Source organism: Pseudobutyrivibrio ruminis, assembly GCF_015057245.1.
GTDB lineage: Bacteria > Bacillota > Clostridia > Lachnospirales > Lachnospiraceae > Pseudobutyrivibrio > Pseudobutyrivibrio ruminis_E.
The window spans coordinates 107451-131479 of sequence record NZ_SVET01000003.1 but is presented as its reverse complement, the minus strand read 5'-3'; the positions used below and the strand labels follow the sequence as shown (position 1 = coordinate 131479).

Annotated in this window: 28 protein-coding genes and 1 riboswitch; of the genes, 26 read left to right on the top strand and 2 right to left on the bottom strand. The window is 39.4% G+C overall.

Annotated elements, in window-relative coordinates; genetic code table 11:
* The first annotated feature begins 25 nt into the window (after window positions 1–25).
* From E7274_RS04345 to E7274_RS04295, 11 genes are all read left to right on the top strand, one after another.
* A complete protein-coding gene (locus tag E7274_RS04345; RefSeq protein WP_304174040.1) occupies window positions 26–1111 on the top strand; it encodes a hypothetical protein in 1086 nt (361 codons plus the stop codon).
* 71 nt (window positions 1112–1182) lie between these two features.
* A complete protein-coding gene (locus tag E7274_RS04340; RefSeq protein ID WP_304174038.1) occupies window positions 1183–2262 on the top strand; it encodes an FAD:protein FMN transferase in 1080 nt (359 codons plus the stop codon).
* A gap of 2 nt (window positions 2263–2264) precedes the next feature.
* Window positions 2265–2642 carry a NusG domain II-containing protein gene (locus E7274_RS04335; RefSeq protein WP_304174036.1) on the top strand — a complete coding sequence of 126 codons (378 nt, stop codon included), beginning with the start codon at window positions 2265–2267 and terminating at the stop codon, window positions 2640–2642.
* Window positions 2643–2661: 19 nt separating this feature from the next.
* Complete coding sequence (locus E7274_RS04330) at window positions 2662–3159, top strand: Gx transporter family protein (protein ID WP_033154505.1); 498 nt, start codon at window positions 2662–2664, stop codon at window positions 3157–3159.
* 70 nt (window positions 3160–3229) lie between these two features.
* Complete coding sequence (locus E7274_RS04325; RefSeq protein ID WP_304174034.1) at window positions 3230–4675, top strand: HD domain-containing phosphohydrolase; 1446 nt, start codon at window positions 3230–3232, stop codon at window positions 4673–4675.
* Window positions 4675–7404, top strand: coding sequence for a response regulator (locus tag E7274_RS04320; RefSeq protein WP_304174032.1), 2730 nt, complete (start codon window positions 4675–4677; stop codon window positions 7402–7404). Before E7274_RS04325 ends, E7274_RS04320 begins: the two co-directional genes overlap by 1 nt.
* A gap of 78 nt (window positions 7405–7482) precedes the next feature.
* Window positions 7483–8370 carry a DegV family protein gene (locus tag E7274_RS04315; RefSeq protein ID WP_304174030.1) on the top strand — a complete coding sequence of 296 codons (888 nt, stop codon included), beginning with the start codon at window positions 7483–7485 and terminating at the stop codon, window positions 8368–8370.
* A 3-nt stretch (window positions 8371–8373) separates the two neighbouring features.
* Entirely contained in the window at window positions 8374–8943 is a 570-nt protein-coding gene (locus E7274_RS04310) for an HdeD family acid-resistance protein (protein WP_304174028.1), read from the top strand.
* The gene (locus tag E7274_RS04305; protein ID WP_033154501.1) at window positions 8943–9176 is read left to right on the top strand and encodes a hypothetical protein; all 234 of its coding nucleotides are present in this window, start codon (window positions 8943–8945) and stop codon (window positions 9174–9176) included. The genes E7274_RS04310 and E7274_RS04305 overlap by 1 nt, the downstream gene beginning before the upstream one ends.
* A gap of 8 nt (window positions 9177–9184) precedes the next feature.
* Window positions 9185–9751, top strand: coding sequence for a TetR/AcrR family transcriptional regulator C-terminal domain-containing protein (locus E7274_RS04300; protein ID WP_304174026.1), 567 nt, complete (start codon window positions 9185–9187; stop codon window positions 9749–9751).
* A gap of 127 nt (window positions 9752–9878) precedes the next feature.
* Complete coding sequence (locus tag E7274_RS04295) at window positions 9879–10463, top strand: manganese efflux pump (RefSeq protein ID WP_304174024.1); 585 nt, start codon at window positions 9879–9881, stop codon at window positions 10461–10463.
* A gap of 37 nt (window positions 10464–10500) precedes the next feature.
* On the opposite strand, the gene E7274_RS04290 is transcribed toward E7274_RS04295, so the two are convergent.
* On the bottom strand, window positions 10501–11112 hold the full coding sequence (locus tag E7274_RS04290; RefSeq protein ID WP_304174022.1) for a hypothetical protein: 612 nt from the start codon (window positions 11110–11112) through the stop codon (window positions 10501–10503).
* A gap of 174 nt (window positions 11113–11286) precedes the next feature.
* On the opposite strand from E7274_RS04290, the gene E7274_RS04285 reads away from it, so the two are divergent.
* From E7274_RS04285 to rpsI, 13 genes are all read left to right on the top strand, one after another.
* Window positions 11287–12972 carry a VanW family protein gene (locus tag E7274_RS04285; RefSeq protein ID WP_304174020.1) on the top strand — a complete coding sequence of 562 codons (1686 nt, stop codon included), beginning with the start codon at window positions 11287–11289 and terminating at the stop codon, window positions 12970–12972.
* 2 nt (window positions 12973–12974) lie between these two features.
* Complete coding sequence (locus E7274_RS04280; protein ID WP_304174019.1) at window positions 12975–13958, top strand: AIR synthase family protein; 984 nt, start codon at window positions 12975–12977, stop codon at window positions 13956–13958.
* A 25-nt stretch (window positions 13959–13983) separates the two neighbouring features.
* The gene (locus E7274_RS04275; protein WP_304174017.1) at window positions 13984–14466 is read left to right on the top strand and encodes an Lrp/AsnC family transcriptional regulator; all 483 of its coding nucleotides are present in this window, start codon (window positions 13984–13986) and stop codon (window positions 14464–14466) included.
* Window positions 14463–15632: a pyridoxal phosphate-dependent aminotransferase gene (locus E7274_RS04270; RefSeq protein ID WP_304174015.1), complete on the top strand. Its 1170-nt coding sequence runs from the start codon at window positions 14463–14465 to the stop codon at window positions 15630–15632. Before E7274_RS04275 ends, E7274_RS04270 begins: the two co-directional genes overlap by 4 nt.
* A 110-nt stretch (window positions 15633–15742) precedes the next feature.
* The gene (gene trmL / locus E7274_RS04265) at window positions 15743–16240 is read left to right on the top strand and encodes a tRNA (uridine(34)/cytosine(34)/5-carboxymethylaminomethyluridine(34)-2'-O)-methyltransferase TrmL (protein WP_304174013.1); all 498 of its coding nucleotides are present in this window, start codon (window positions 15743–15745) and stop codon (window positions 16238–16240) included.
* An 8-nt stretch (window positions 16241–16248) separates the two neighbouring features.
* Entirely contained in the window at window positions 16249–18009 is a 1761-nt protein-coding gene (locus E7274_RS04260) for an energy-coupling factor transporter ATPase (RefSeq protein ID WP_304174011.1), read from the top strand.
* A gap of 43 nt (window positions 18010–18052) precedes the next feature.
* Window positions 18053–18853: an energy-coupling factor transporter transmembrane component T family protein gene (locus tag E7274_RS04255; protein WP_304174009.1), complete on the top strand. Its 801-nt coding sequence runs from the start codon at window positions 18053–18055 to the stop codon at window positions 18851–18853.
* 1 nt (window position 18854) lies between these two features.
* Entirely contained in the window at window positions 18855–19589 is a 735-nt protein-coding gene (gene truA, locus E7274_RS04250) for a tRNA pseudouridine(38-40) synthase TruA (RefSeq protein ID WP_033154492.1), read from the top strand.
* Between the two features lie 111 nt (window positions 19590–19700).
* Entirely contained in the window at window positions 19701–19916 is a 216-nt protein-coding gene (locus tag E7274_RS04245; protein ID WP_044938163.1) for a type II toxin-antitoxin system Y4mF family antitoxin, read from the top strand.
* A complete protein-coding gene (locus tag E7274_RS04240; RefSeq protein WP_304174007.1) occupies window positions 19909–20229 on the top strand; it encodes a HipA N-terminal domain-containing protein in 321 nt (106 codons plus the stop codon). Before E7274_RS04245 ends, E7274_RS04240 begins: the two co-directional genes overlap by 8 nt.
* A gap of 1 nt (window position 20230) precedes the next feature.
* A complete protein-coding gene (locus E7274_RS04235) occupies window positions 20231–21178 on the top strand; it encodes a HipA domain-containing protein (protein ID WP_304174005.1) in 948 nt (315 codons plus the stop codon).
* Window positions 21179–21468: 290 nt separating this feature from the next.
* Window positions 21469–21897, top strand: coding sequence for a 50S ribosomal protein L13 (rplM, locus tag E7274_RS04230; RefSeq protein ID WP_033154490.1), 429 nt, complete (start codon window positions 21469–21471; stop codon window positions 21895–21897).
* A 13-nt stretch (window positions 21898–21910) separates the two neighbouring features.
* Window positions 21911–22309 carry a 30S ribosomal protein S9 gene (gene rpsI / locus E7274_RS04225; protein ID WP_033154489.1) on the top strand — a complete coding sequence of 133 codons (399 nt, stop codon included), beginning with the start codon at window positions 21911–21913 and terminating at the stop codon, window positions 22307–22309.
* A gap of 156 nt (window positions 22310–22465) precedes the next feature.
* Here rpsI and E7274_RS04220 read toward each other — a convergent pair whose 3' ends face one another.
* Window positions 22466–22642, bottom strand: coding sequence for a tyrosine-type recombinase/integrase (locus tag E7274_RS04220; RefSeq protein WP_015550821.1), 177 nt, complete (start codon window positions 22640–22642; stop codon window positions 22466–22468).
* Window positions 22643–22832: 190 nt separating this feature from the next.
* On the opposite strand from E7274_RS04220, the gene E7274_RS04215 reads away from it, so the two are divergent.
* Both E7274_RS04215 and E7274_RS04210 read left to right on the top strand, forming a co-directional pair.
* The gene (locus E7274_RS04215; RefSeq protein WP_304174003.1) at window positions 22833–23267 is read left to right on the top strand and encodes an Rrf2 family transcriptional regulator; all 435 of its coding nucleotides are present in this window, start codon (window positions 22833–22835) and stop codon (window positions 23265–23267) included.
* A gap of 221 nt (window positions 23268–23488) precedes the next feature.
* Window positions 23489–23884: a pyridoxamine 5'-phosphate oxidase family protein gene (locus E7274_RS04210; protein ID WP_304174002.1), complete on the top strand. Its 396-nt coding sequence runs from the start codon at window positions 23489–23491 to the stop codon at window positions 23882–23884.
* A gap of 20 nt (window positions 23885–23904) precedes the next feature.
* Window positions 23905–24016: riboswitch (FMN riboswitch) on the top strand.
* Window positions 24017–24029: the final 13 nt, after the last annotated feature.

The window sequence follows — 24029 nt, the reverse complement described above, 5'->3', positions numbered from 1 at the left end:
GTTATTTAAGGAAAGGAATGAAACGATGAAAAAGAGTTTAGTAGCACTTATGTGCGCAGGTGCTCTTTCAGCATCATTATTTGTAGGCTGCGGCTCTACAGATGAGGCTGCTACAGAGCAAACTCAGGCAACTGAGACAACAGAATCAACAGAGACAGAGGCAGCTCCAGCTGCTGTTGCTGCAGAAGGTGAGCTTCTCACAGGTATTGGTACAAGCGTAGCAATCGATAGCTCAGCAGACGCTACTGCAGATGCTGATGGTACAGCACAGGTTGACGCAACAATCGCTGCTGTTACAGTTGATTCAAACGGTGCAATCGTTGAGTGTGTTATCGATATCGCTCAGACAAAGATTGGTATCAGCGCTGACGGAAAGATTACATCTGACCTTGACGCAGAGTATCCTTCAAAGAGAGAGCTTGGCGATGATTACGGAATGAAGGTTGCTTCTGCAATCGGCAAAGAGTGGTATGAGCAGGCAGATGCTTTCGCTGCATGGGCAGTAGGTAAGACAGCATCTGACATTAGCAACATGGCTATTACAGAAGGAAAAGCTGGTGATGAGGATCTTGCAGCTTCTGTATCTATCCATGTAACAGGCTTCCAGGCTGCAGTTCTTGAGGCTATGGATACAGCTGTAGCTGGTGGGGCAGTTGCAGGTGATAAGCTTGGTCTTGGTCTTACAACAAACATTGCAAAGTCTACAGACGCTACAGCAGATGCTGATGGTGTAGCTGAGGCTTACACAACAATTTCTGTTCTTACAGTGAATGGTGATGGCGTAATCACAAGCTCACTTATCGATGCTGTTCAGGCAAAGGTTACTTTCGATGCTAAGGGTGCAATCACAGCTGATACATCAGCAGATGTTCTTAGCAAGGATGAGCTTGGCGATGCTTACGGCATGAAGGCTGCTTCTTCAATCGGTAAGGAGTGGAATGAGCAGGCTGCTGCTTACGCTGAGTACACAGTTGGAAAGACTGTAGACGAAGTTAACGGCACAGCAGTAGAAGAAGGACGTGCAACAGATGCTGATTTAGCAGCTTCTGTATCAGTTCACATCACTGATTTCAACACAGCTATTACAAAGGCTGTTGCAAGTGCACAGTAATTATTTTACAATTTGTAATGTAGGGAGTGTATTTACTACACTCCCTCTATTTTTTTGTGAGTGAGTAGATTATGGATAAGAAAAAGATATTTGGATGCTTAGCAGTAGTCGCATTGATTGCTTTTATAGTATTTATAAAGAAGTTTGGAGGCGATGGTCAGGGCAATGCTCTTACAGAAAAGACCAAGTACAATGCCACATTCTTAGATATATTCGATACAAGGACAGAGATTGTTGGTTACGCTGATTCGGAAGAGGAATTCGCCAAGATGGCTCAGCAACTTAAGGACCAACTTATCATTTACAACAATCTTTATGATATCTATAACGATTATGAAGGTATAAACAATATAAAGACAATCAACGACAATGCAGGCGTTGCGCCAGTTGAGGTTGATCAGGCTATCATCGATATGCTTAAATTCAGCCAGGAGATGTACTATGAAACTGACGGCCGAGTTAATATTGCAATGGGTTCGGTACTTTCTATTTGGCATCGACACAGAGAAATAGGCATGGATGATCCTGAACGCGCCACACTTCCTGAGATGGAAGAGCTTCAGGCTGCAGCAGAGCATACTGATATCAACAATCTCATTATTGATGATGAAAATAACACGGTGTATCTTTCTGATCCAGAAATGTCTCTTGATGTTGGAAGCACTGCAAAGGGGTATGCGGTTCAAAAGACTTTAGAGTACGCACGTGAGCAGGGTATGAATAATATCCTTCTTAGTTTAGGCGGAAATGTACAGGGTATCGGTGGTAGAATCGATGGTACTAATTTTAAGCTTGGCATTCAAAATCCAGATTTGGATGGTGAACAGGAATATATCAAAACTGTAGAGATTCAGGATGGACAGTGTGTAGTTTCAAGTGGTGATTATCAGCGATTCTATGAAGTTGATGGAAAAGTTTATTGTCATATCATCAATCCTGACACACTTTTCCCATCTGATACATTTGGACAGGTTTCTATTCTTACAGATGATTCAGGAAAGGCAGATGCATTTTCTACCGCAGTGTATAATATGACCTTGGAAGAAGGCTTGGAATTTGTAAACAGCCACGACGGAGTTGAGGCTATGTGGGTGGACCACGAAGGGAATATCTATTATTCCGACAATTTTGAAGAAAGTATTGTAGAGTAATTATGAAGAAAAATGATTTAAAACTAATAGTAACTGTTCTTGCGGTAGCTGTAGTATTTTGGCTTGGAATGAGTCTTTACCAGAAATACAACACAGCAAATCAGGCGTATGTTTTAGTTACTATAGATGGAGTGGAATACGGCAAGTATCCTCTTAATAAGGACACTACCGAAAGGATAGAATTTGAAGATGGTTCTTATAATGTTCTTGAGATAAAGGATGGAGAGGCTCAGATTTCAGAGGCAAGCTGTCCAGATCAAATCTGTGTAAATCACATGCATATTCATTATTCAAAGGAAATGATAGTTTGTCTTCCTAATGGATTGATAGCTGAAATTGTTAATGGTGAGGAAAGAGATATTGATGGTTCAACCCATTAATATTCTTGAGGTATAGATTATGAAAACAAATAAGGTGGCATTACTTGGCTTATTTATTGCCCTTGCTTTTGTTCTATCTTATATAGAGTTTTTGCTTCCATTTAGCATTGGAATTCCTGGGGCTAAAATCGGCCTGGCTAATCTTGCAGTGGTAGTAGCTCTTTTTATCATAGGAAAAAAGGACGCTCTAGTATTATCAATCATAAGAGTGTTATTGGTAGGGCTTACATTTGGCAATCTTGCTATGACCATGTATTCAATTGCAGGAGCTGCTCTTTCATACATAATGATGCTTATTGGCATGAAAACAAAGAAGCTTTCAATCACAGGTGTTAGTGTGCTTGGCGGCGTATTTCATAATGTAGGACAAATAATAGTGGCTATGCTTGTTCTTGAAACCGCAGGATTGATTTATTATTTGCCATTTTTGGTTATCATTGGAACTATCTCTGGAGTTGTTATTGGAGTTTTAGCAGCAATGATAGTGGAAAGGTTACGTCTAAACCTCAGATTTTAAATCTGAGGTTTTTTTGTTACAATTAAGGTTGTATAATATATAAATATATAAAATATTTTAAGGCGGTCTTATGAGATATATAAACATGTCACAGGTGGAACCAGGTATGAAGCTTGGTTCAGAAGTATTTGATTCCTATGGGCGAGTTTTGCTTGGCGGGAAAGCAGAGCTTACTCGGGAATACATAGATAGATTGATATCACTTGGATTTGACGGATTATACATATCAGATGAGCTTTCAAAGGATATCGAAGTAGAACCAATCATCTCGCCAGTCTTGCGAGGTAAAGGTATAGATTGTGTCCGTAGGCAGGATATTGATGGATGTATGATAGTTGCCAAGGAAATGGTTAAGGAGATTCTTTCAAAGGCCTCTATCACCATTGATATGAATGACCTGCGTGAGACAGACGATTATACTTATTCTCATTCAGTCAATGTGGCATTGTATTGCTCCATTATCGGTCTTTCTCTAGACTATGACGAAAAGGCTCTTGAAGAACTGGCTTTAGCCGGACTCCTTCATGACCTTGGTAAAATGTCTATTCCTAGCGAGATTTTAAATAAAGAGGGGCGCCTAACTCAGGAAGAATATCAGATAATGAAAAGCCATGCTCAGATGAGCTACGATATTATTAAAGAACGATGGGATGTCACTCCTAATGTAAAGGTGGCGGTGCTTTTCCACCATGAAAATGTTGACGGCAGCGGTTATCCTAGAGGGATTACAGCTGAGGACATGACCGACTACACCAAAATCATCCATGTGGCAGATGTATTTGATGCACTATTATCAAAGAGGCCGTATAAGAATCCTTATTCTGCATATGAGGTTTCTGAATACATGATGGGAGCATGCGGAATAATGTTTGATAAGGACGTGGTTATGGCACTTCTCAAGCACGTTCCACTTTATCCTAAGGGTACTGAAATGATTATGTCAGACGGTAGACATTGTATTATTGTTGAAAACAGTGACTTCCACAATTTACGACCAATCATCAGACTTATGGATGGCACCACAATCGATCTAACAGAAAAAGATTACCTGAATATTACTTTGGTTGCGGCAGCTAGTGCAGATTCTTTCTCTCGAGAATCAGAGGAAGAGCGTAATGTTATGATTCAAGCTTATAAACGTTATAAGGTCATGGTAGTAGATGACATGATGACTAATCTCCAAATGGCGAGGGGAATTTTGGAGTACTTCTACGACTTGACTCTTTTAAAAAATGGCAATCAGGCTCTTAAATATCTGGAAAAGAATGAACCGGTTGATGCCATTGTAATGGATGTTGATATGCCGGGGCTTGATGGCGTAGAGACAGCCAGAAGAATCAGGGAGCAGTTACACTTGGATATACCGATTCTGTTTGTTACTACTTTAAATGATAGTGAAACAGTAAAGAGGTGTAGAGAAGTGGGAGCTGGTGGCTATATAGTTAGACCATTCCAGCCTACATTTATCAAATCCGAGTTGAAGAGAATTATTACAGGACGAGGAGATGCTGAATAATGAACGGGGTGTTTACTTTATCATACCTACTTAATGTGATATGTGTAGCAATTGGGTTTTTTACATTTATAAAGCTAGTATCGAATGACGTATATCTTAGCAGACACAGAATCCTGCCAACTATAGCAGGAATCATCACAGTGTATGATTTCTATTTGTGTATTATTCCATTTGTGCATAGTAAGGATACAGTGGATTTCTTACATTTGCTATGTGATATGTGTGCATTGGTCATCATGTTTATGATGTTTTTCTATTTCTTGTTTATAAAAACACCTAAAAATGTGGCCGTTATAATAACAATTGCAGTTACCATAATGATTGCTCTATGTGTATACGATTTTATAGAGTATTATTTTGGAATCCCAAAGCAAGTTGATGGAGATATGCTTGCAATAATATTTGTATTCATGTCTTCAGTAATAGTTGAGCTGAGAACACCATCAAAGGCATATTTTGACAGAATTGATATTATCGTTGGAAGATACATGCTTTTGGCATTTATAGTTGCTATTACAGGATATTTTTTGCACGACTATTTACTAGGAATGGATGCAATAAGATCTGTAGCATTTGCAATTGATTGCGTTATTTTCTTCTGGCTTGCTATGTCAAACAGAATTGAGGATACAGCAACAATTCTCAAATCTACAATGTTTGACAGAACAGAGCGCCCAATAGCTCTTGTGAATTCAGAGTTCTATGTTATTGATGCCAATCAAAAGGCATTGGAGCTTTTTGCTGATGGTCAGGGAATAGGTTTTGCTTTTGAGGATGGAACTACAGAAAGCAAATTCGTCCTTGCAGAAAACATGGTAAAAAGAGAAAGAAATGACAGCGAGTATTATGCCTGCGAAAGATGGTATAGAGTACATTACGCACCTGTTACAGAGGGGCAAGAAGTAAAGGGCTATATCATTTCAGCTGTAGATATTACTCAAGAACATAAAGAGGCTACAAATGCCAAGAAAGAAACTGCAAGAAAGAGCCAGTTCTTAGCACAGATGTCCCATGAGCTTAGAAGCCCTTTGCATGCCATTATGGGTGTAAGCGATATTCTTGCCACAAAGAAGGATATCTCAGAAAAGAACAAGAATCTTATTTCTAATATCAAAAGGGCTTCAGAAAACTTACTTGAGCTTGTTAATGCAATTCTTGATTACAGCAAGCTTGAGGCAGGAAAGTTTGAGTTTACAGAAAAACAATATGATGTAAATGCCAATATTGAGGATATGGCATATTCAACACTCCTTAATTTACAGTCAAAGCCTATAGATTTTAATTTGGCAATCACATCATCTTACCCTAGATATTTGTTTGGAGATGCAATACGTGTCAGAGAGATTTTTCAAAATATCTTATCTAATGCGGTTAAGTTTACTGAAAAAGGAAATATTCATGCTGAACTTTCCTTTGATGAGTTAGAAGATGGTAGGGTGCGAATTGATTTTTCAATTGCAGATACAGGCCAGGGAATGTCTCCAGAGCAGCTTGAGGAGGTATTCAATGAATATGTATCATCTGCAGATGGAGTAGATACAGAAGGAACAGGACTTGGTCTTGCTATTACCCGTCAGCTTATTGCGAAGCTTGGAGGTTCAATCACTGCAGAAAGTGATGGTATATCAGGCTCTGTATTTAAAGGCTATTTTTACCAGAAGCAGTGTGGTGGCGAGCGCATGATGGAGCGTGTTCTCAATAGAAGAACTCTCCTCAATCCAAATCAGGGATTCCATGGATTGCCAGAAAAGGTTGATTACATTTATCCTAGAGCCAGAGTGCTTGTGGCAGATGATATGCGTATCAATCTTGAAATTATGCAGCAGTTTCTTGCACCATGGAAATGTGAAGTTATCACCATGCCTGATGGTGCATCTGCAATAGAAGAAGTTAGTAAAAATCATTATGATTTAGTATTCTTAGATCAGATGATGATGCCTGTTAACGGTTCCGAGGCATGTAAGAAGATTCGTGAGTTTTCAAGCGTGCCAATAGTTCTTGTTACAGCAAATTCCGAAGAAAATGCTAGACATGTAGTGGCTGAATATGGTTTCAGCGATTTCCTGGCCAAGCCAATTCTTGGTGTAAAGCTTCAGGAAATCATGGATAAATATATGCCAAGGGATTTGGCAGAAAAGAACGACAGTGAAACAGTTGTATCTGTTGTAAAGCGAAATCGTCAAAACAGCAGTGTATACCAAAAGACCTTGGATACATTTGTAAAGGAAATGCAACCACTTCTTTTGAATTTACCTAACTATCGTAAAAACGATAAGGAAATGTTTAAGGTAAAGGTGCACGGTATAGGTGGTGTTAGCAAGCAAATAGGCAGAGAGACTTTTGCCGAGCAGGCTCAGATAATGGAGATGGCAGCAAAGTCAGAGACATGGAGCTACGTTGATGCTCACATGGATGAATTCCTTAATGCATTGTGTGAAGTAGTTGAAGATGCTACAAAGGAGCTTACACAGCTTGCACCAAATGGCATAGAAGAGCAAATCGAAATAATTGATAGTTCCAATGAAGATGTAACAGATATTCTAAAGGAACTGCTGGATGCTTTTGATAAATATAATCTTAATGCTATTGAAGAGTCACTTGAAAAGTTGGATAAGAGTGATAAAAATCAAGAGTTAATGGCATTATATGGCACTTTAAGGGAGGCCTACGACAACCTGGAATACGAAGAAGGTACTCAGATTTTGGAGGAATATCTTCAGTTAAAATAATTGGGCGTGTTGCAATTCAATAATATGTTGCGTTATACTCAAACAGGTTGATAATTATTTTATGGAATAGGATGGTTTATGGGAGATTTTATTATTAGTTGCTGTTCAACAGCGGATGTGACAGAAGAGTTTTTAAAGGAGAAGGACATTGAACATATCTGCTTTCACTATTATTTAGATGACAAGCCATATGTGGATGATTTATTTAAATCAATGTCTCCTCAGGATTTTTATGGTGCTATGGTAGATGGCGCTATGACAAAGACATCTCAGGTTAATGCAGATGAATTTGCAGCATACTTTAGAAAGTTTTTAGAGCAGGGGAAGGATGTTATCCATTTAACTCTAGCCAGCGGAATTTCTGGCGTTATCAATTCTGCTAGAATCGCTGCAGAGGAGCTTAGAGAAGAGTTCCCTGACAGAAAGCTTGTAGTTTTTGATAGCCTTACAGCTTCAGCTGGTTATGGCTTATTTATGGACAAGCTTGCTACACTTCGTGATGAAGGCTACAGCTTCGATGAATTAGTTAAGTGGACAGCTGATCATATCCAGAATCAGAACACATGGTTCTTCACTACAGACCTTACATTCTTTATCAGAGGTGGTCGTGTATCAAAGATTTCTGGATGGTTTGGTACAGCTCTCAACATTTGCCCACTTCTAAATGTCAACGATGAAGGAAAGCTTATTCCAAGACAGAAGTGCCGTGGTAAAAAGATGGTTAAGAAGGCAGCTCTTGCAGCAATAAAAGAGCGTATTGAAAATGGTGAAGATTACGATCAGAATATCTTCATCACTCACTCTGTTTGCTACGATGATGCCAGAGAAATGGCCGACATGCTTGAGGAAGCATTCCCTAAGATGAAAGAAAAAATCCGTATTTTCGATATTGGTCCTACTATTGGAGCACACACTGGTCCAGGTACAGTAGCAATTGGATTCTGGGGCAGAGAAAAAGAGAGATAAATTATGAAAGAGAAAATTAAAAGCCTAAGACTAAATATTACAATATCTGCACTACTCAGTGTTATTATTGGTATTATGCTTTTGATATTTCCAGAGGAAAGCTTAATAACAATTAGCCGAGTTATTGCATGTATCATTGTTTTGGCTGGAATATTAGTGATAATCAGCCAGATTTATGAATTTGGAATGAATGCACTTGGAATAGTTGTTGGAGCAATTCTAGCAATAATTGGTGTATGGATTTTTAAAGCACCATCTTCAATTGTTTCTATCATTCCTATTGCTATTGGCGTTATCCTTATAGTACATGGTGTAATGGATTTAGGAATGTCAATCGAAGCAACAAAAGCCCATGCCCCTCGGGTTTGGATATCATATATTTTTGCTGCATTAAAAATGGCACTTGGTGTTATTTGCATTATGGCAGCATTTAAGTTGGTAAAGGTGGCTGTTCAGGCTATTGGTATCATGCTTATTTATGATGGAATTGCAGATTTTGGTATTGTTCACAAGGTTAGAAGAGCAACAGGTTCTGTTGTAGATGGAACAATTACCCGAGAGGAAGATATATAATGGGTCAAATGGAATTTAAAATGGAACGCACAGGTCTCCTTGATATAGGAGATGTGCTTTCCATCACAGAATACGAGCTGCCTAATTCATATTATTATGTGTTAGGCAGGTCTTTTGCTATGTCGGCAAATTACACAACTTTGGAACGTATTAAGGCCAAAGAGGGAAAAGTGGTAGATGTAAAAGAGACGCCTAAGGGCTTCTATGTTACAGTTGAATACCAGGATTCTTAAGGAGATATATGAATAATCAATCGCAGAATGCAATAGATATTGTTCTTGCAGAAAGCTTAAAAGAACTTGCTAAAACAAAGCCTATTGAGAAAATTACAATTAAAGAAATCACTGATAAGGCAGGAGTTATTCGCCCTACCTTCTACAATCATTTTCAGGATAAATATGAATTACTTGAATGGATTACTGTCAATGAATTGTTTATGCCTATAGATCCTCTTTTATCCAATGGTATGTTGAAAGAGGCAATCACTTTCGTACACACTACAATGGCAAGAGAAAAGGACTTCTATAAGCGAGCTACGCAGCTTGAGGGACAGAATTCATTCAACGAAATATATAATCGATGCGTAGCAAACGCTGTTAAAAAGTATATTGATGTAGAAAGCCTTGTTCAGATGGCTGATTATAAATGGCTCTCCAAGGAGCTTGTGGCAGAGTTTTTAGGTCATTCAATTAGCTGGATTACAATTCAGTGGATTAAACGAGGCATGACAGTACCAGTTGAAGAATTAACAGATGTTTACGTTAAATTGTTCCATAATTCGCTGATTGAAATAGTTTCAAACAAGTAGAATACAAATATATTACATTGTATCTTGCTAACAAACATGGTTTGGTGGTTGAATATTTTAGTAAATAAAAATTAGAGATATTATAAAATATATTAATAGATATATTAGGAACGGAGTTAGGAAATATATGAGCTGGTTGGAAAACCTGCTGATGATAGCAGGTATTTTATTAGATGTATTTGCCGCTATGGAAATACAGGGAGCTATGATTGCTCGCATTAGAAAGCGTACTCTTGTCATAGCCTGTACTGTTGTGGCAGGGTTGGAATTGATTTTTTACTTTATTGGTTTTGTTATATGTAGACTGCTTGCACTGAATGGATATGTGTCAGATCCTATGAATTATGGTGAGATAGTAGCAGTCATAGTATTAGCTTTCCTTGGCATTCGTCTTATTGCAAAAGCAATCAAAAGAGAATTCATACAGGAAAAACGCAAGGATGTACTTAGAGTTTGGGACTACATCAAAATAGTTGTTGTCTCATGCATCTATACAGCAGCTGCAGGCTGTGCTTGTGGCTTGGTTGGAACAACAATCTGGCAGATTATAACCATCATACTTATCATATCTATATTGATGGTTTTGGCAGGCCTTTACACTGGTCTTCATTTTGGATTCGAAATGAAAACAATAGCTTATGTTGCTGGCGCAGCTCTTTTGTGGGGCGTCAGTGCAGAAATACTGTTACATAGAGTTTTAGAGATTATATAAAAAGAGTGCTTACAGAAATTTCTGTAAGCACTTTATTTTATGCCAATGAATTATATGGATCTATTTTTTTTAGGATAGAATCCTTGAGAAGCATTTCGCTACTGGATACTTTGCTCTTTAAAAATTCAAGCTTTTGGTCTTGACCATTTTCTCTATAGTAATCAGCCAGAAGAGTGTAGGTTTCGCTGATATCGGAACCGATACCTACAGCAAATTCCAGTGTCTCAAGAGCATCTTTGTGCAGGCCTTCCTCCTTAAGGATTTTAGCGTATGAATTAAGTAAAACACATAATCTATCGAAATCCTCGCCAATTTTGGTCATGGTTTCAAAATTTGGCACTCCATACTCCAGTTTTAAATCTGTATTTGATTTCCCAGTAAGGTTTAAAAGCTTATGTGTAGACAATTCTTGAAGTTCATTTTCGATTTCAAGAACTTTTGGGTCATCAGTAAAATTTAATGGAAATTTCTCTATTGGAATGGTAATATATCTTAGATTAGATATATCTTTTGCAGGGGTTATATTTGCGGCCCTTTCGCGGTCCCAAAAATCTTGCTGCGTTTTTTCTTGTTTAGCATCAAGACTCTTTATTCTAAAGGTCAGCCAAATTAAGAATATTAAGAAAAAAGGTAAAATCGGGAAGCCCATGGTTTCTCCTTTACATATTTAAGTGAGGTATTTATATGAAGCGTTCTAAGAAGCATCAAATAATCGCAGGAGCAATCCTTGTAGTAGTGCTTGTATGCATGGTATTTACCACATTTGCTGCTGCTATAATTTAAGTTTACTTTGCACACAATCTAATGTAAAGAGGATTTTGTTATGAATAGAAAGAACATATTACCTATATTATTGGCAACAAGCATGATTAGTGGTCTTTTCGCAAATACTACATTTGTCAAGGCGGATGAAATAGAAGAATCCGAGTCATCAGTATCTGACGAAGAGCTTGCCAATGAAGAGGCTGAATCAGCTGTTGCAGATGAAACAGACGACAGAATTATTCCAGATGGCATCACCATCGAAGGAATATCAGTTGGTGGAATGACTGTTACTGAGGCAGATGCAGTAGTAGCTGATTATTTTTCACAGTATGATGATGTTGAATTCACTCTATCAGCTAATGACCAGACTATATCTGCTACTGGAGCAGACCTTTGCATCGGAGCTAAAAATAGCGACGTTACAGTAAAGGCCGCCACATACGGCTCATATGGTAATTTCGGTGAGAGATTCAAAGCATCACAGGATTTAGCAGAGGGCCGCACAAAGGATTTTGCTTTATCACTTGGAGTTGATAAGGATGGAGTTATCCTCTATCTTAATTCAGCATCTACACAGGTTAATGATGAGGCCAGTGATGACTATCTTACCAGAGAAAACGGAGAATTCGTATTCCATGAAGGAACATCTGGTGTAGTCGTTCAAATAGAAGAATCAGCAGCTATCATTGTTGATTATATTGAAAATAGCTGGGATGGAAGCGCAGCTACAATAGCACTTGCCACAGAGGTCAAAGAGCCTAGAGGCAGCAAAGAAGAGCTTGCTGAAATCACAGATTTACTTGGAAGCTACAGCACAGATTACAGCTCATCATCTGCAGCCCGTAAAAACAACGTTGCAAATGGTGTTGGATTTATAAATGGCACAATCCTTTATCCAGGGGATGAATTTTCAGTGCTTAATACAATCACACCATTCTCAGCAGAAAATGGATACATGCTTGCGGGCTCATACGAAAATGGAACTACTGTAGAGACTTACGGTGGAGGTATTTGCCAGGTTTCTACTACTTTATATGGTGCAGTTAGAGAGGCAGAGCTTGAGGTTGTTACCCGCTCATGTCACTCCATGATTGTCACATACGTGCCACCTTCACAGGATGCGGCTATTGCAGAATCTGGTGGAAAGGATTTCCAGATTCGAAACAATAAAAATTATCCTATCTATATCGAAGGATATTGCGATGGCAACAATGCTTATTTCAACATCTACGGTAAAGAAGAGGATGATGCTGGACACAGCGTTGAGTACGAAACAGAAATTACAGGTGTGAATGTTCAGGCTACCACATGGGTTGCAGATCCAAATGTACCACTTGGAAAAATGACTACAACAGTCAGTGGACACACAGGATACACAGCGCGCCTTTGGAAGATTGTTTACGAAAACGGTGAGGAAGTAAGCCGTGATGTTTACAACAACAGCCGTTACAATCCATCCAACAGAACAGTTACTGTAGGTATAGCATCGACAGACCCAAATCTCTCATATGCTATGCTTCAGGCGGTAAATACACAGGATGCAGCCACAATAGCAGCGGCTATTTCCTTATATGCACCAGGAGTAGTTAATTCAACACCGTTTGAAATCACTCCAAAGTATTCTGTTACAAATCCTACATCGGACACAACAGATACAACAACGGACACAACAACAGACACAACAACAGACACTACTACAGATACAACAACAGACACAACAGTTACAGACAACTCAGAAATATAATTATGGAAATTGGAAAATTACCAGAGAGCGTTCTTAAACGCTCAGTTATCAAACAACTACATGTAAAAAGACCAGAGGTTGGCAATGGACCGGGAATTGGCGAGGACTGTGCCACACTGAGCGTTGGTCCAGACGAAGAAATCGTTCTTTCAACTGATCCAATCACCGGTACAGCATCCGATATTGGTGAGCTTGCAGTTACCATTTCTGTAAATGATTTGGCAAGTGCAGGTGCAGAGCCTATCGGCATCCTTCTTACAGTGCTTCTCACACCACGTATGCGAGAGGCAAAGCTAAAGGCAATTATGGAGCAGGTTGATGCAGCCTGCAAGCGCTATAATGTCCAGGTTATCGGCGGTCACACAGAGGTTACAGAGGCTGTCAATCAGCCACTCATTTCGGTGACAGCAGTTGGCAAAGTCAAGAAAGGACAAATGATTTCCACAGGTGGAGCAAAGCCGGGCATGGATATTGTTCTTACAAAGTGGATTGGCCTTGAAGGAACATCCATCATTGCAAAGGACCACGAAAAGGAACTGCTAGAGCGATTGCCACAATCATTAATTGATACAGCAAAGAGCTTTGATCAGTACCTTAGCGTTCTTCCAGAAAGTCGCATCGCCGTAGAACACGGAGTGGCAGCTATGCACGATGTTACTGAAGGCGGTATATTTGGTGCACTTTGGGAGATGGGAGAGGCCTCGGGCGTTGGCCTTGATGTTGATTTAAAAGCCATTCCAGTAAAACAGGAGACTATCGAAGTCTGCGAGTTTTTCGGAGTTAATCCATACGAGTTAATTTCTTCAGGAGCGATGCTAATCGCAACCGAGGATGGCAACGGGCTTGTTAGAAAGCTTCGTGATGCGGGGGTAGCATCCGCCATTATCGGGAAGTCCAACTCTTCAAATGATAAGCGTGTAATAAATGGTGATGAGGAACGATTCCTTGAGCCACCAAAGACAGACGCATTGTATAACGTACATTAGCTAAGAAAGTTTAGGGGTGATTATAATGAGAGAAAAGATTTTAACTTACATTGAGCATAATAGCAGAATAGACTTAGAGGATTTGGCAATGATGCTTGGCTGTGACCAGGCTACAGTCGTAAATGAGCTTGAGGCAATGGAAAACGAGCACATCATTTGCGGCTATCCTACACTTATTAATTGGGATAAGGCAAGCGTAGAAAAGGTTTCAGCTCTTATCGAGGTACGCGTTACACCTCAAAGAGGTATGGGTTTTGATAAGGTAGCTGAGCGCATCTACAACTATCCTGAAGTTGATGCTGTTTATTTGATCTCAGGAAGCTATGATTTCATGGTTTCAATTGAGGGACACACACTTAGAGAGGTTGCAGATTTTGTTTCTGCTAAGCTTTCTCCACTTGATTCAGTGCTTAGTACACAGACTAACTTTGTCCTTAAGAAATACAAGGACCACGGCATAATTATGGCGGAAAAGCATGTTGATGAGAGGGAGAAGGTGAGCTTATGAGAAATCCTTTAAATCAAACTATTACAGAAATTAAGCCATCTGGAATCCGTAAGTTTTTCGACATTGTTGCAGAAATGCCAGATGCTATTTCCCTTGGTGTTGGCGAGCCAGATTTCGACACACCATGGAAGGTTAGAGACGAAGCAATCTATTCTCTTGAGAGAGGACGTACATTCTACACTTCAAACTCAGGTTTAAAGGAACTTCGTATTGAAATCGCTGATTTTTTAAAGCGTCATTATAATCTAGAATACAATCCACTTACTGAAATGCTTATGACAGTTGGTGGTTCAGAGGGTATCGACATAGCACTTCGAGCTATGCTTGATCCAGGTGACGAGGTTCTTATTCCACAGCCTAGCTATGTTTCTTATGAGCCTTGTACCATTTTGGCAGGTGGTAAGCCAGTAGCTATCAATCTTAAGGAAGAAAACGAATTCAGACTTAAGCCAGATGAGCTTGAGGCAGCCATCACAGACAAGACAAAGATTCTTATCATGCCTTTCCCAAACAACCCAACAGGTGCTGTTATGGAAAAAGCAGATTTGGAGCCTATAGTAGAGCTTGTTAAAAAATACGATTTGTTTGTTCTCACAGATGAAATCTACGGAGAGCTTACATACACTGGGGAAGGCCATGTTTCAATTGCCAGCTTCCCAGGAATGAAGGAGCGTACAATCTACATAAATGGTTTTTCAAAGAGCCATGCTATGACTGGATGGAGATTGGGATATGTGTGTGCACCAGAAATCATTATCAAGCAGATGACAAAGATTCATCAGTTTGCTATTATGTGTGCACCTACAACAAGTCAGTATGCAGCTGTTACAGCTATTCGCGATTGCGACGAGGATGTTGCAAACATGCGTGAAGAATACAATGACAGACGTAGATATCTTGTGAATCGTTTCAAAAAAATGGGAATAAAATGCTTCGAACCATATGGAGCATTCTACATTTTCCCATCTATTGCAGAATTTGGAATGAGTTCAGAAGAATTTTGTACAAAGCTTCTTCGCGAAAAGGAAGTTGCGGTAGTTCCGGGTACAGCCTTCGGCGATAGTGGAGAAGGAAATGTGCGTATTTCATATGCATACTCCCTGGAAAATCTTAAACGCGCCATGGACCGCATCGAAGAGTTCGTGGAAGAATTGAGAGCGAATTAAATAGAAAGAGTAAGTCAGTAAGCATCAAGCTCTTAGATTTCTCAAGGGAGACGTGATGTCGACCGGAGAAATACTAAGGCTTGTAGCTGTAACTGACGTAGGTATTTGTAATGTTAAACATAGTTTTACATGAGCCTGAAATTCCAGCGAATACGGGGAATATAGGGCGTACATGCTGTGCCACAGGCACACGTCTTCATCTGATTGAGCCACTTGGATTTGTGCTTACAGATAAGACTGTGAAAAGAGCCGGCATGGATTATTGGGATAAGCTAGAAGTATTCCGATATGATGATTGGGAAGATTTCAAGGCAAAGAATCCTGATGCAAAGGTCTATATGGCTACTACAAAAGCCAAAAGGACACATACCCAGGTGAATTATGAACCAGACTGCTACATTATGTTTGGCAAGGAATCAGCAGGCATCCCTGAAGAAATCCTTGTTGAAAATGAGGAGAACTGCGTTCGTATTCCAATGGGACACAATATTAGATCACTTAATTTATCAAATTCAGTAGCTGTTGTTTTATACGAAGCACTGAGACAGAATGATTTCCTCGGACTTGAAACTGAGGGCAATTTGCATAGACTCAACTGGAAGGAATAGTGGGTACCATGGCAATAATAAGGTCAAAAGAATTAGTACATGAATATATTAGACGTGATGAAGAGGGCAACGTGGAGAGCATTCAGCTTGCCCTCGACCACGTTAATCTCAACGTTGAACCAGGACAGTTCATATCTATTTTAGGACACAATGGTTCAGGCAAATCTACATTCGCAAAGCACATTAATGCGCTTCTTACTCCATCAGAGGGCACAATCTGGGTAGACGAGATGAACACATCTGATGATGAGTACACATTTGCAGTACGTCAGACTGCAGGTATGGTTTTCCAAAATCCTGATAATCAAATAATAGCCAGTGTTGTAGAAGAGGACGTGGCTTTCGGTCCAGAAAATATCGGCGTTCCTACCGAGCAAATCGTAGAACGTGTTGATAAATCTCTAAAGATGGTTGGAATGACAAAGTACAAAGCTCATTCTCCAAATAAACTATCAGGTGGCCAAAAGCAAAGAGTAGCAATAGCAGGTGTTATGGCGATGGAGCCTAAATGTATCATTTTGGATGAGCCAACAGCCATGCTTGATCCTGATGGACGAGCAGATGTGCTTCGCGCAGTTCACACTCTCAACCGTGAAAAGGGGATTACTGTTATCCTGATTACTCACTACATGGAAGAGGTTGTAGACTCCGACTATGTTTACGTAATGGAAAAGGGTAAGGTCTTCATGGAGGGCAAGCCAAGGGAGATTTTCAAGGATGTTGAGCTTCTCAAGGAGCACAGCTTGGATGTTCCTCAGGTTACACTTCTTGCTCACGAGCTTAGAAAAGCAGGGCTCAATCTTCCTGAATGTGTCCTTACAAGACAGGAGCTTGTAGATGCTCTCACACAGCTTGGCATGAAAAAGGCATCAGGTGCGCAGGTTGCAGAAAAGCCTGTGGCAGAAGATGCTGCTGATAAAAAGAATGTGTTAATACTTGATCATGTTTCATACAAGTATTCGCCAAATACAGCCTATGAAGTAAAGGCCCTAGACGATGTTAGCCTTTCCATAAAAGAGGGAGAGTTCATCGGTATCATTGGTCATACAGGTAGTGGTAAATCCACTCTTGTTCAGCACTTGAATGGACTAGAAAAAGCTACAGAAGGCACAATCTACTACAATGGCCAGGATATTTACGACAAGGATTTTGATATCAGAGACTTGCGTACACAGGTAGGAATGGTATTCCAGTATCCTGAGCATCAGCTTTTTGAAACTACAGTTTTCAAGGATGTTCAGTATGGTCCAAAGAATCAGGGACTTGATGAAAAGGAACAAATCAAGAGAGCATACGAGGCACTTGGTCTAGTTAAGCTTCCAGAAGAGCTATATCTTGCATCTCCATTTGAGCTTTCAGGTGGTCAAAAGCGAAGAGCTGCTATTGCAGGTGTAATCGCAATGAAGCCAGCGGTGCTTATTTTGGATGAACCAACAGCAGGCCTTGACCCAAAGGGAAGAGATGATATACTTGGTCTTATTTCAGATATGCATGAAAAACGAAAAGACACAGTTATCCTGGTTTCTCATTCCATGGAGGATGTGGCCAATTATGTTGACCGAATCATCGTAATGGATGCAGGTCGTCCAGCTTTCGATGGCACACCAAAGGAAGTCTTTGCTCACTACAAGGAGCTTGAAAAGATGGGACTTGCTGCTCCACAGGTAACATATGTTATGAATGATTTAAAGGAAATGGGTTATGATGTAGATGCCTCTGCAACAACAGTTTCAGAAGCAAAAGAATCCATTTTGAAAGCTTGTAAATAATAGCCGAGACCTTATTGGCTTGGACTAAAAAAGGATTATAAATATGCTACGAGAAATTACATTAGGACAATATTATCCAGCAGAATCAGTTCTTCACTCACTGGATCCAAGAGTGAAGCTGTTTTCTACATTGATTTTTATCATCACATTGTTTTCAGCAGACAATGCAGTTTTGTTTGCAATAGTTTTGTTGGCAATGATTGGCATTATTAAGCTTAGTCACGTACCATTTTCATTTATGGTAAAGGGACTAAAGGCCATTGTTGTATTGCTTATTATTGCAGGTCTGTTTAATCTGTTCCTTACACCTGGAAAGACTTTAGTATCATTTTGGATTCTTTCTATTTCAGATGTGGGACTTAAAAATGCAGTGCTTATGACAAGCAGAATGATTCTTCTTATTATAGGCACATCAATCATGACACTTACAACCACACCAAATCAGCTTACTGATGGTTTGGAGAAATCACTTGGCTTCATGAAAAAGTTCAATGTGCCAGTACATGAGATTTCAATGATGATGTCAATTGCCCTCAGATTCATTCCAATCCTCATTGAGGAGACAGACAAAATCATGAAGGCACAGATGGCTAGAGGTGCCGATTTTGAATCAGGCGGACTTATCACAAAGGCTAAAAACATGGTGCCACTGTTAGTGCCACTTTTTGTTTCAGCTTTCAGAAGAGCTAACGATTTATCCCTTGCCATGGAGGCAAGATGTTATAATGGTGGCGAAGGTCGTACAAAGATGCATCCTCTCAAGTATAATTCACTTGACCAGAGAGCATATATTTGTGTAGCCCTTTACATCATCCTATTTTTTGCAGTAAAGGTTATTTTGTAATATGAGAGTAATGATAGTAGTTGCCTATGATGGCAGTAACTATAGTGGCTGGCAGATTCAGCCAAACGGAGTAACAATTGAACAGAAATTGAATGAGGCCCTCACTGATCTTCTTCAGGAGCCAATTTCGATTATGGGAGCAAGCCGTACAGATGCAGGTGTTCATTCACTTGGAAATGTAGCTGTCTTTGACACTAATTCTAGAATGCCCGCTGATAAAATCAGCTTTGCTCTGAATCAGCGTTTGCCTGACGATATTGTGGTTCAGTATTCCTGCCAGGTGGAGGATGATTTCCACCCACGTTACGCAGCTTGCCGCAAGACATACGAATATAAGATTTTAAATCGCAAGATGCCAGACCCTACAAAGCGCAAGGACACATTCCACTATTATTACGATTTAGATGTAGATAAAATGAATGAAGCTGCAGCTTATCTTATCGGGCAGCACGATTTCACTTCATTCTCATCAGTAAAGGCACAGGTTAAATCCCGTGTCCGCACCATCTACACAGCAAAGGTCTACAAAGAAGACGATGTCATCCATATCCGCCTTACAGGAGATGGATTCTTATATAACATGGTTCGTATCATCGCTGGCACCCTTATCAAAGTTGGTGCAGGAGAGATGGAGCCAATGTACATGCTTGAAATATTCCGTGGTCGCAACCGCGAGCTCGCTGGCCCAACCGCTCCAGCCCACGGACTGACTATGATAGGAATTGAATATGAATAAAATATACCCGTAAGGGTATAAATGGTTACAACAGACATAAAATACACCCTATCGGGTATAGAATAGGTTCAATCTATTGAATTTATACCCGATAGGGTGTATATTTATTTTATGAATAATATAGCTGAATTTATAAAAACTGAACGAAAGAAAGCTGGATTAACCCAAGAGGAGTTTGCAATTAGATCTGGATTGGGTTTACGTTTTGTACGCGAACTTGAGCAGGGCAAGGAGACTGTCCGAATGGATAAAGTCAATCAGGCTCTTGCTATGTTTGGTATGCAAGCAGTTCCGGGTGAAATAGATAGAGGTGAAGTAAATGGCTAGAATTGGGAAGGTTTATGTTCAAAATAAATATGCTGGAGCTATAAAGGAGACCGATGATGGATATGAGTATTCTTATGATGAAAGCTTTTTATCTGATGAGAATGCTAAGCCTATTAGTCTTACTTTACCATTAACAAATGAACCATATAAATCAAATGTTTTGTTTCCATTTTTTGATGGTCTTATTCCTGAGGGATGGCTTTTAGGTGTTGTAGAACGTAATTGGAAAATAGATGGTAAAGATAGATTTGGTTTACTTCTTGCATCGTGTAGAGATTGTATTGGAGATGTATACATAATACCAGAGGAATAATATGAGATGTTTATTTTGTAATAAAGAACTGAATAACCCATCTGATTATGAATCAAAGGTTTCTTGGCATAATAAATGCATAAAGAAATTTTTTGGTACAGTTGCTATTCCGGAGATTGATATTTCAGAAGAGCAGTTGGAAGCATTAGCTAACTCTACAGTTAATAAGGGATTGACTGTACCTGGTGTTCAAAAGAAATTGTCACTTCATCTTGATAAGCAGGATAAAACTGGGAGATTTACCATTGTAGATTATCCAACAGGATATATTTTAAAGCCTCAATCAGAAGATTTTACTGCGCTACCAGAAGCAGAGTATTTGTCTATGAAGTTAGCTGAAATGGTAGGGATAAAGACTGTTCCTAATGGGTTAATAAAAGTAAATGGTGAATATGCCTATATTACAAAGAGAATAGATAGAGAGAATGGCAAAATGTATGCCATGGAGGACTTTTGTCAGTTATCAAATCGATTAACTTCTGATAAATACAAAGGGTCTTATGAGAACTGCGGAAAAGTGATTTCTAGATATTCAAAAAATGTCGGTGTAGATAAATCGGAATTATTCTATAGATTGCTATTTTGCTTTGCTACTGGTAATTCTGATATGCATTTAAAGAATTTTTCATTAATTGAAAATGAGCCTCAAAGTAGAATCTTTGGTCTTTCTGCAGCTTATGATTTATTACCGGTTAATGTAATAATGCCGGCGGATAAAGAGCAGATGGCTTTAACTGTTAATGGAAAGAAACGCAATATTAGAAAAAAAGATTTCTTGTTATTAGCGGAGAGTCTAGGTTTGAATAAAAAAACCGCTGAGAAGCTTATGGCAAAAATATGCAGGGTTGAAAAAAGTTTTCTTGAGGAAATAGAACTATCCCTGTTACCAGATGATATGAAGGAAAGTATGAGTAAATTGCTATCGGAACGTATTAGCATATTTCAATAAGGCAGCTAGATTTGAATATTAGAGAGTACAGCACAAAAGGGCGAGTACCATACAGTAAATTGATTTATATAATAGATATGGCCCAGTCTATAATTGATTATTATTAAATGCTATATAGTCCAATTTTATAGTTGACGGATACGGATTCCTATTGTACAATGTAACAGTTGATGTAGTAAGGAGACTTGCGTCCATTAGCCCGGAGGCAGGTTTTACTATAACATTCCTTGCAGGTGCCCGGACATCACCGGCTTGGGAGCTTTTTTAGATTTATTTAAGGAGGAATTCTCATGAATACTTATATGCCAAACCCATCTCAGATTGAGAGAAAATGGTATGTAGTTGACGCTGAGGGCCAGACACTTGGACGTCTTTCAGCAGAAGTTGCAAAGGTTTTAAGAGGTAAGAATAAGCCAGTCTTCACTCCACACGCTGATTGTGGTGACTATGTAATCGTAGTTAATGCAGAGAAGATTAAGGTTACAGGTAAGAAGCTTGATCAGAAGATTTACTATCATCACTCAGATTATGTTGGTGGTATGAAGGAGACTTCTCTTCGCGATATGCTTAACACACATCCAGAGAGAGTTATCGAGCACGCTGTTAAGGGCATGCTTCCAAAGGGACCACTTGGTCGTCAGATGTACACAAAGCTTTTCGTATATGCTGGACCAGAGCACAAGCAGCAGGCACAGAAGCCAGAAGTGCTTACATTTTAATAGGAGGTAGATCATGGCTAAGAATACAACAAAGTATTATGGAACTGGTAGAAGAAAGTCTTCAGTTGCTAGAGTATATCTTGTACCTGGCACAGGTAAGATCACTATAAATAAGAGAGATATTGACGAGTACCTTGGTCTTGAGACATTAAAGGTAGTTGTTCGTCAGCCACTTGTAGCTACAAACACAGCTGACAAGTTCGACGTTATCGTTAACGTAAAGGGTGGCGGATACACTGGCCAGGCTGGTGCTATCAGACACGGTATCTCACGTGCACTCCTTGAGGTAGATGCTGAGTACAGACCTACACTTAAGGCTGCTGGATTCCTTACAAGAGATCCTAGAATGAAAGAGCGTAAGAAGTACGGCTTAAAGGCTGCACGTCGCGCACCTCAGTTCTCAAAGAGATAATCTTTCGAGATTCAAAAAGAATTTACAAACCTCAGAAACTCAGTGTTTCTGGGGTTTTTCTTTTATCTATAATTGTATTCAGTTGTGGTGAAACGCAGAAAATTTTGTACCGTAAACAGCGAGTAAACAGCAGGTAGACAGCAAAATTCTCAAGCCTTAGATTTTGTTAATGGCTTCTACCAGAGACTGGATATCAAGGTGTGTGTACACTTTCTCTGTCAGAGACATTGCTCCGGAGTGTCCTACGATTTTCTTGATCATTGTAGGATCCACATGAGCTTCCGCCAGCATTGATATGCAGGTGTGCCTAGTATCATGAGGATTGTGCTCCATACCAAGGTTTTCTATTAGTGGAATCTCGCTTTGCTTTTCTTGTTGAGTGAGCGTAAATATTCATTGTGGTACTGACATCAGAGTGTCCTAACAGTTCCTGTACATCTTTCGGAGCAGCCCCAACAACAATGTAACCATTGAAATTACATCTGTTTTTTGATATGATTACTGTCAAAGAGAGGTGTTTATAATGCAGATTTCAAGCAGATTTACAATGGCAATCCATATGTTTGCCTGTATAGATACATTTTCGGATCAGAAGATGACTAGTGATTTTATGGCAGCAAGCATTGGAACTAATCCGGTGATTGTTCGTAAAATATTGCAACAATTAAAGGCTGCTGGTCTTATTGAAGTTGCAAGAGGGACAGGCGGTGTGACAATTATCAGACCATTGGAGCAGATTACATTCCTTGATGTGTATAAAGCAGTGGAATGTGCGCCAGATGAAGAATTGTTTCATTTTCATGAGAATCCCAATCAGGAATGTCCGGTAGGAAAGAATATTCACCATGTTCTTGATAAGAGACTATTAGAAGTACAGAAGGCAATGGAGGAAAAACTTTCAGAAATGACACTTGCTGATGTGAAAAAAGATATTGCAGTGTATACAAAGGAAAAGTAGGCTACAGAAGGCATACAGAAGGCTTCGGATGAGTGATTATATCATCACTCATCCGAAGCCTTTTCGTTTTTCATAATCAATGTAAGAGCTTCAAAAGGAGTTGTAACAAAAAAAGTTACAAAAAGTTTGATGTAACTATTGACATTACATTAAACTGATGATATTGTATAGCTACAAGATGTAATAAACATTGTTACAACATATCAAGGAGGTAATTTAAAATGCAGAAAGTAGTAGAATTTTTACAGAAAAACCCGGTTCAGTATTTAGCAACCGTAGGAAGAGATGGAAAGGCAAAATGCCGTCCATTCATGTTCTGTTTTGAGCAGGACGGAAAGCTTTGGTTCAGTACTAACAACACAAAGGATGTTTACAAGGATATGGTAGAAAATCCTGAAATAGAAGTATCAGTAGCTTCCCCTGAATACGCATGGATTCGCCTTCATGGCAAAGCAGTATTTGAGGACAACAAGAGTGTAAAGGAAGGATGCATGAACAATCCTATCATTAAGGGACAGTACCAGACAGCAGATAATCCTATTTTTAGGGTATTCTATCTTGAAAATCCGCATGGTTTAATCGCAGATTTCTCTGGAAATCCACCTTATGAATTTTAAAGATATTTGACAGAAAAAATTATAGTCTTCGGGGCAAGGTGTAATTCCTGACCGGCAGTATAGTCTGCGAGCAAAAGCTGATATGGTGCAATTCCATAACCGACGGTAAAGTCCGGATGAGAGAAGATATGATAAAACAAGTCCC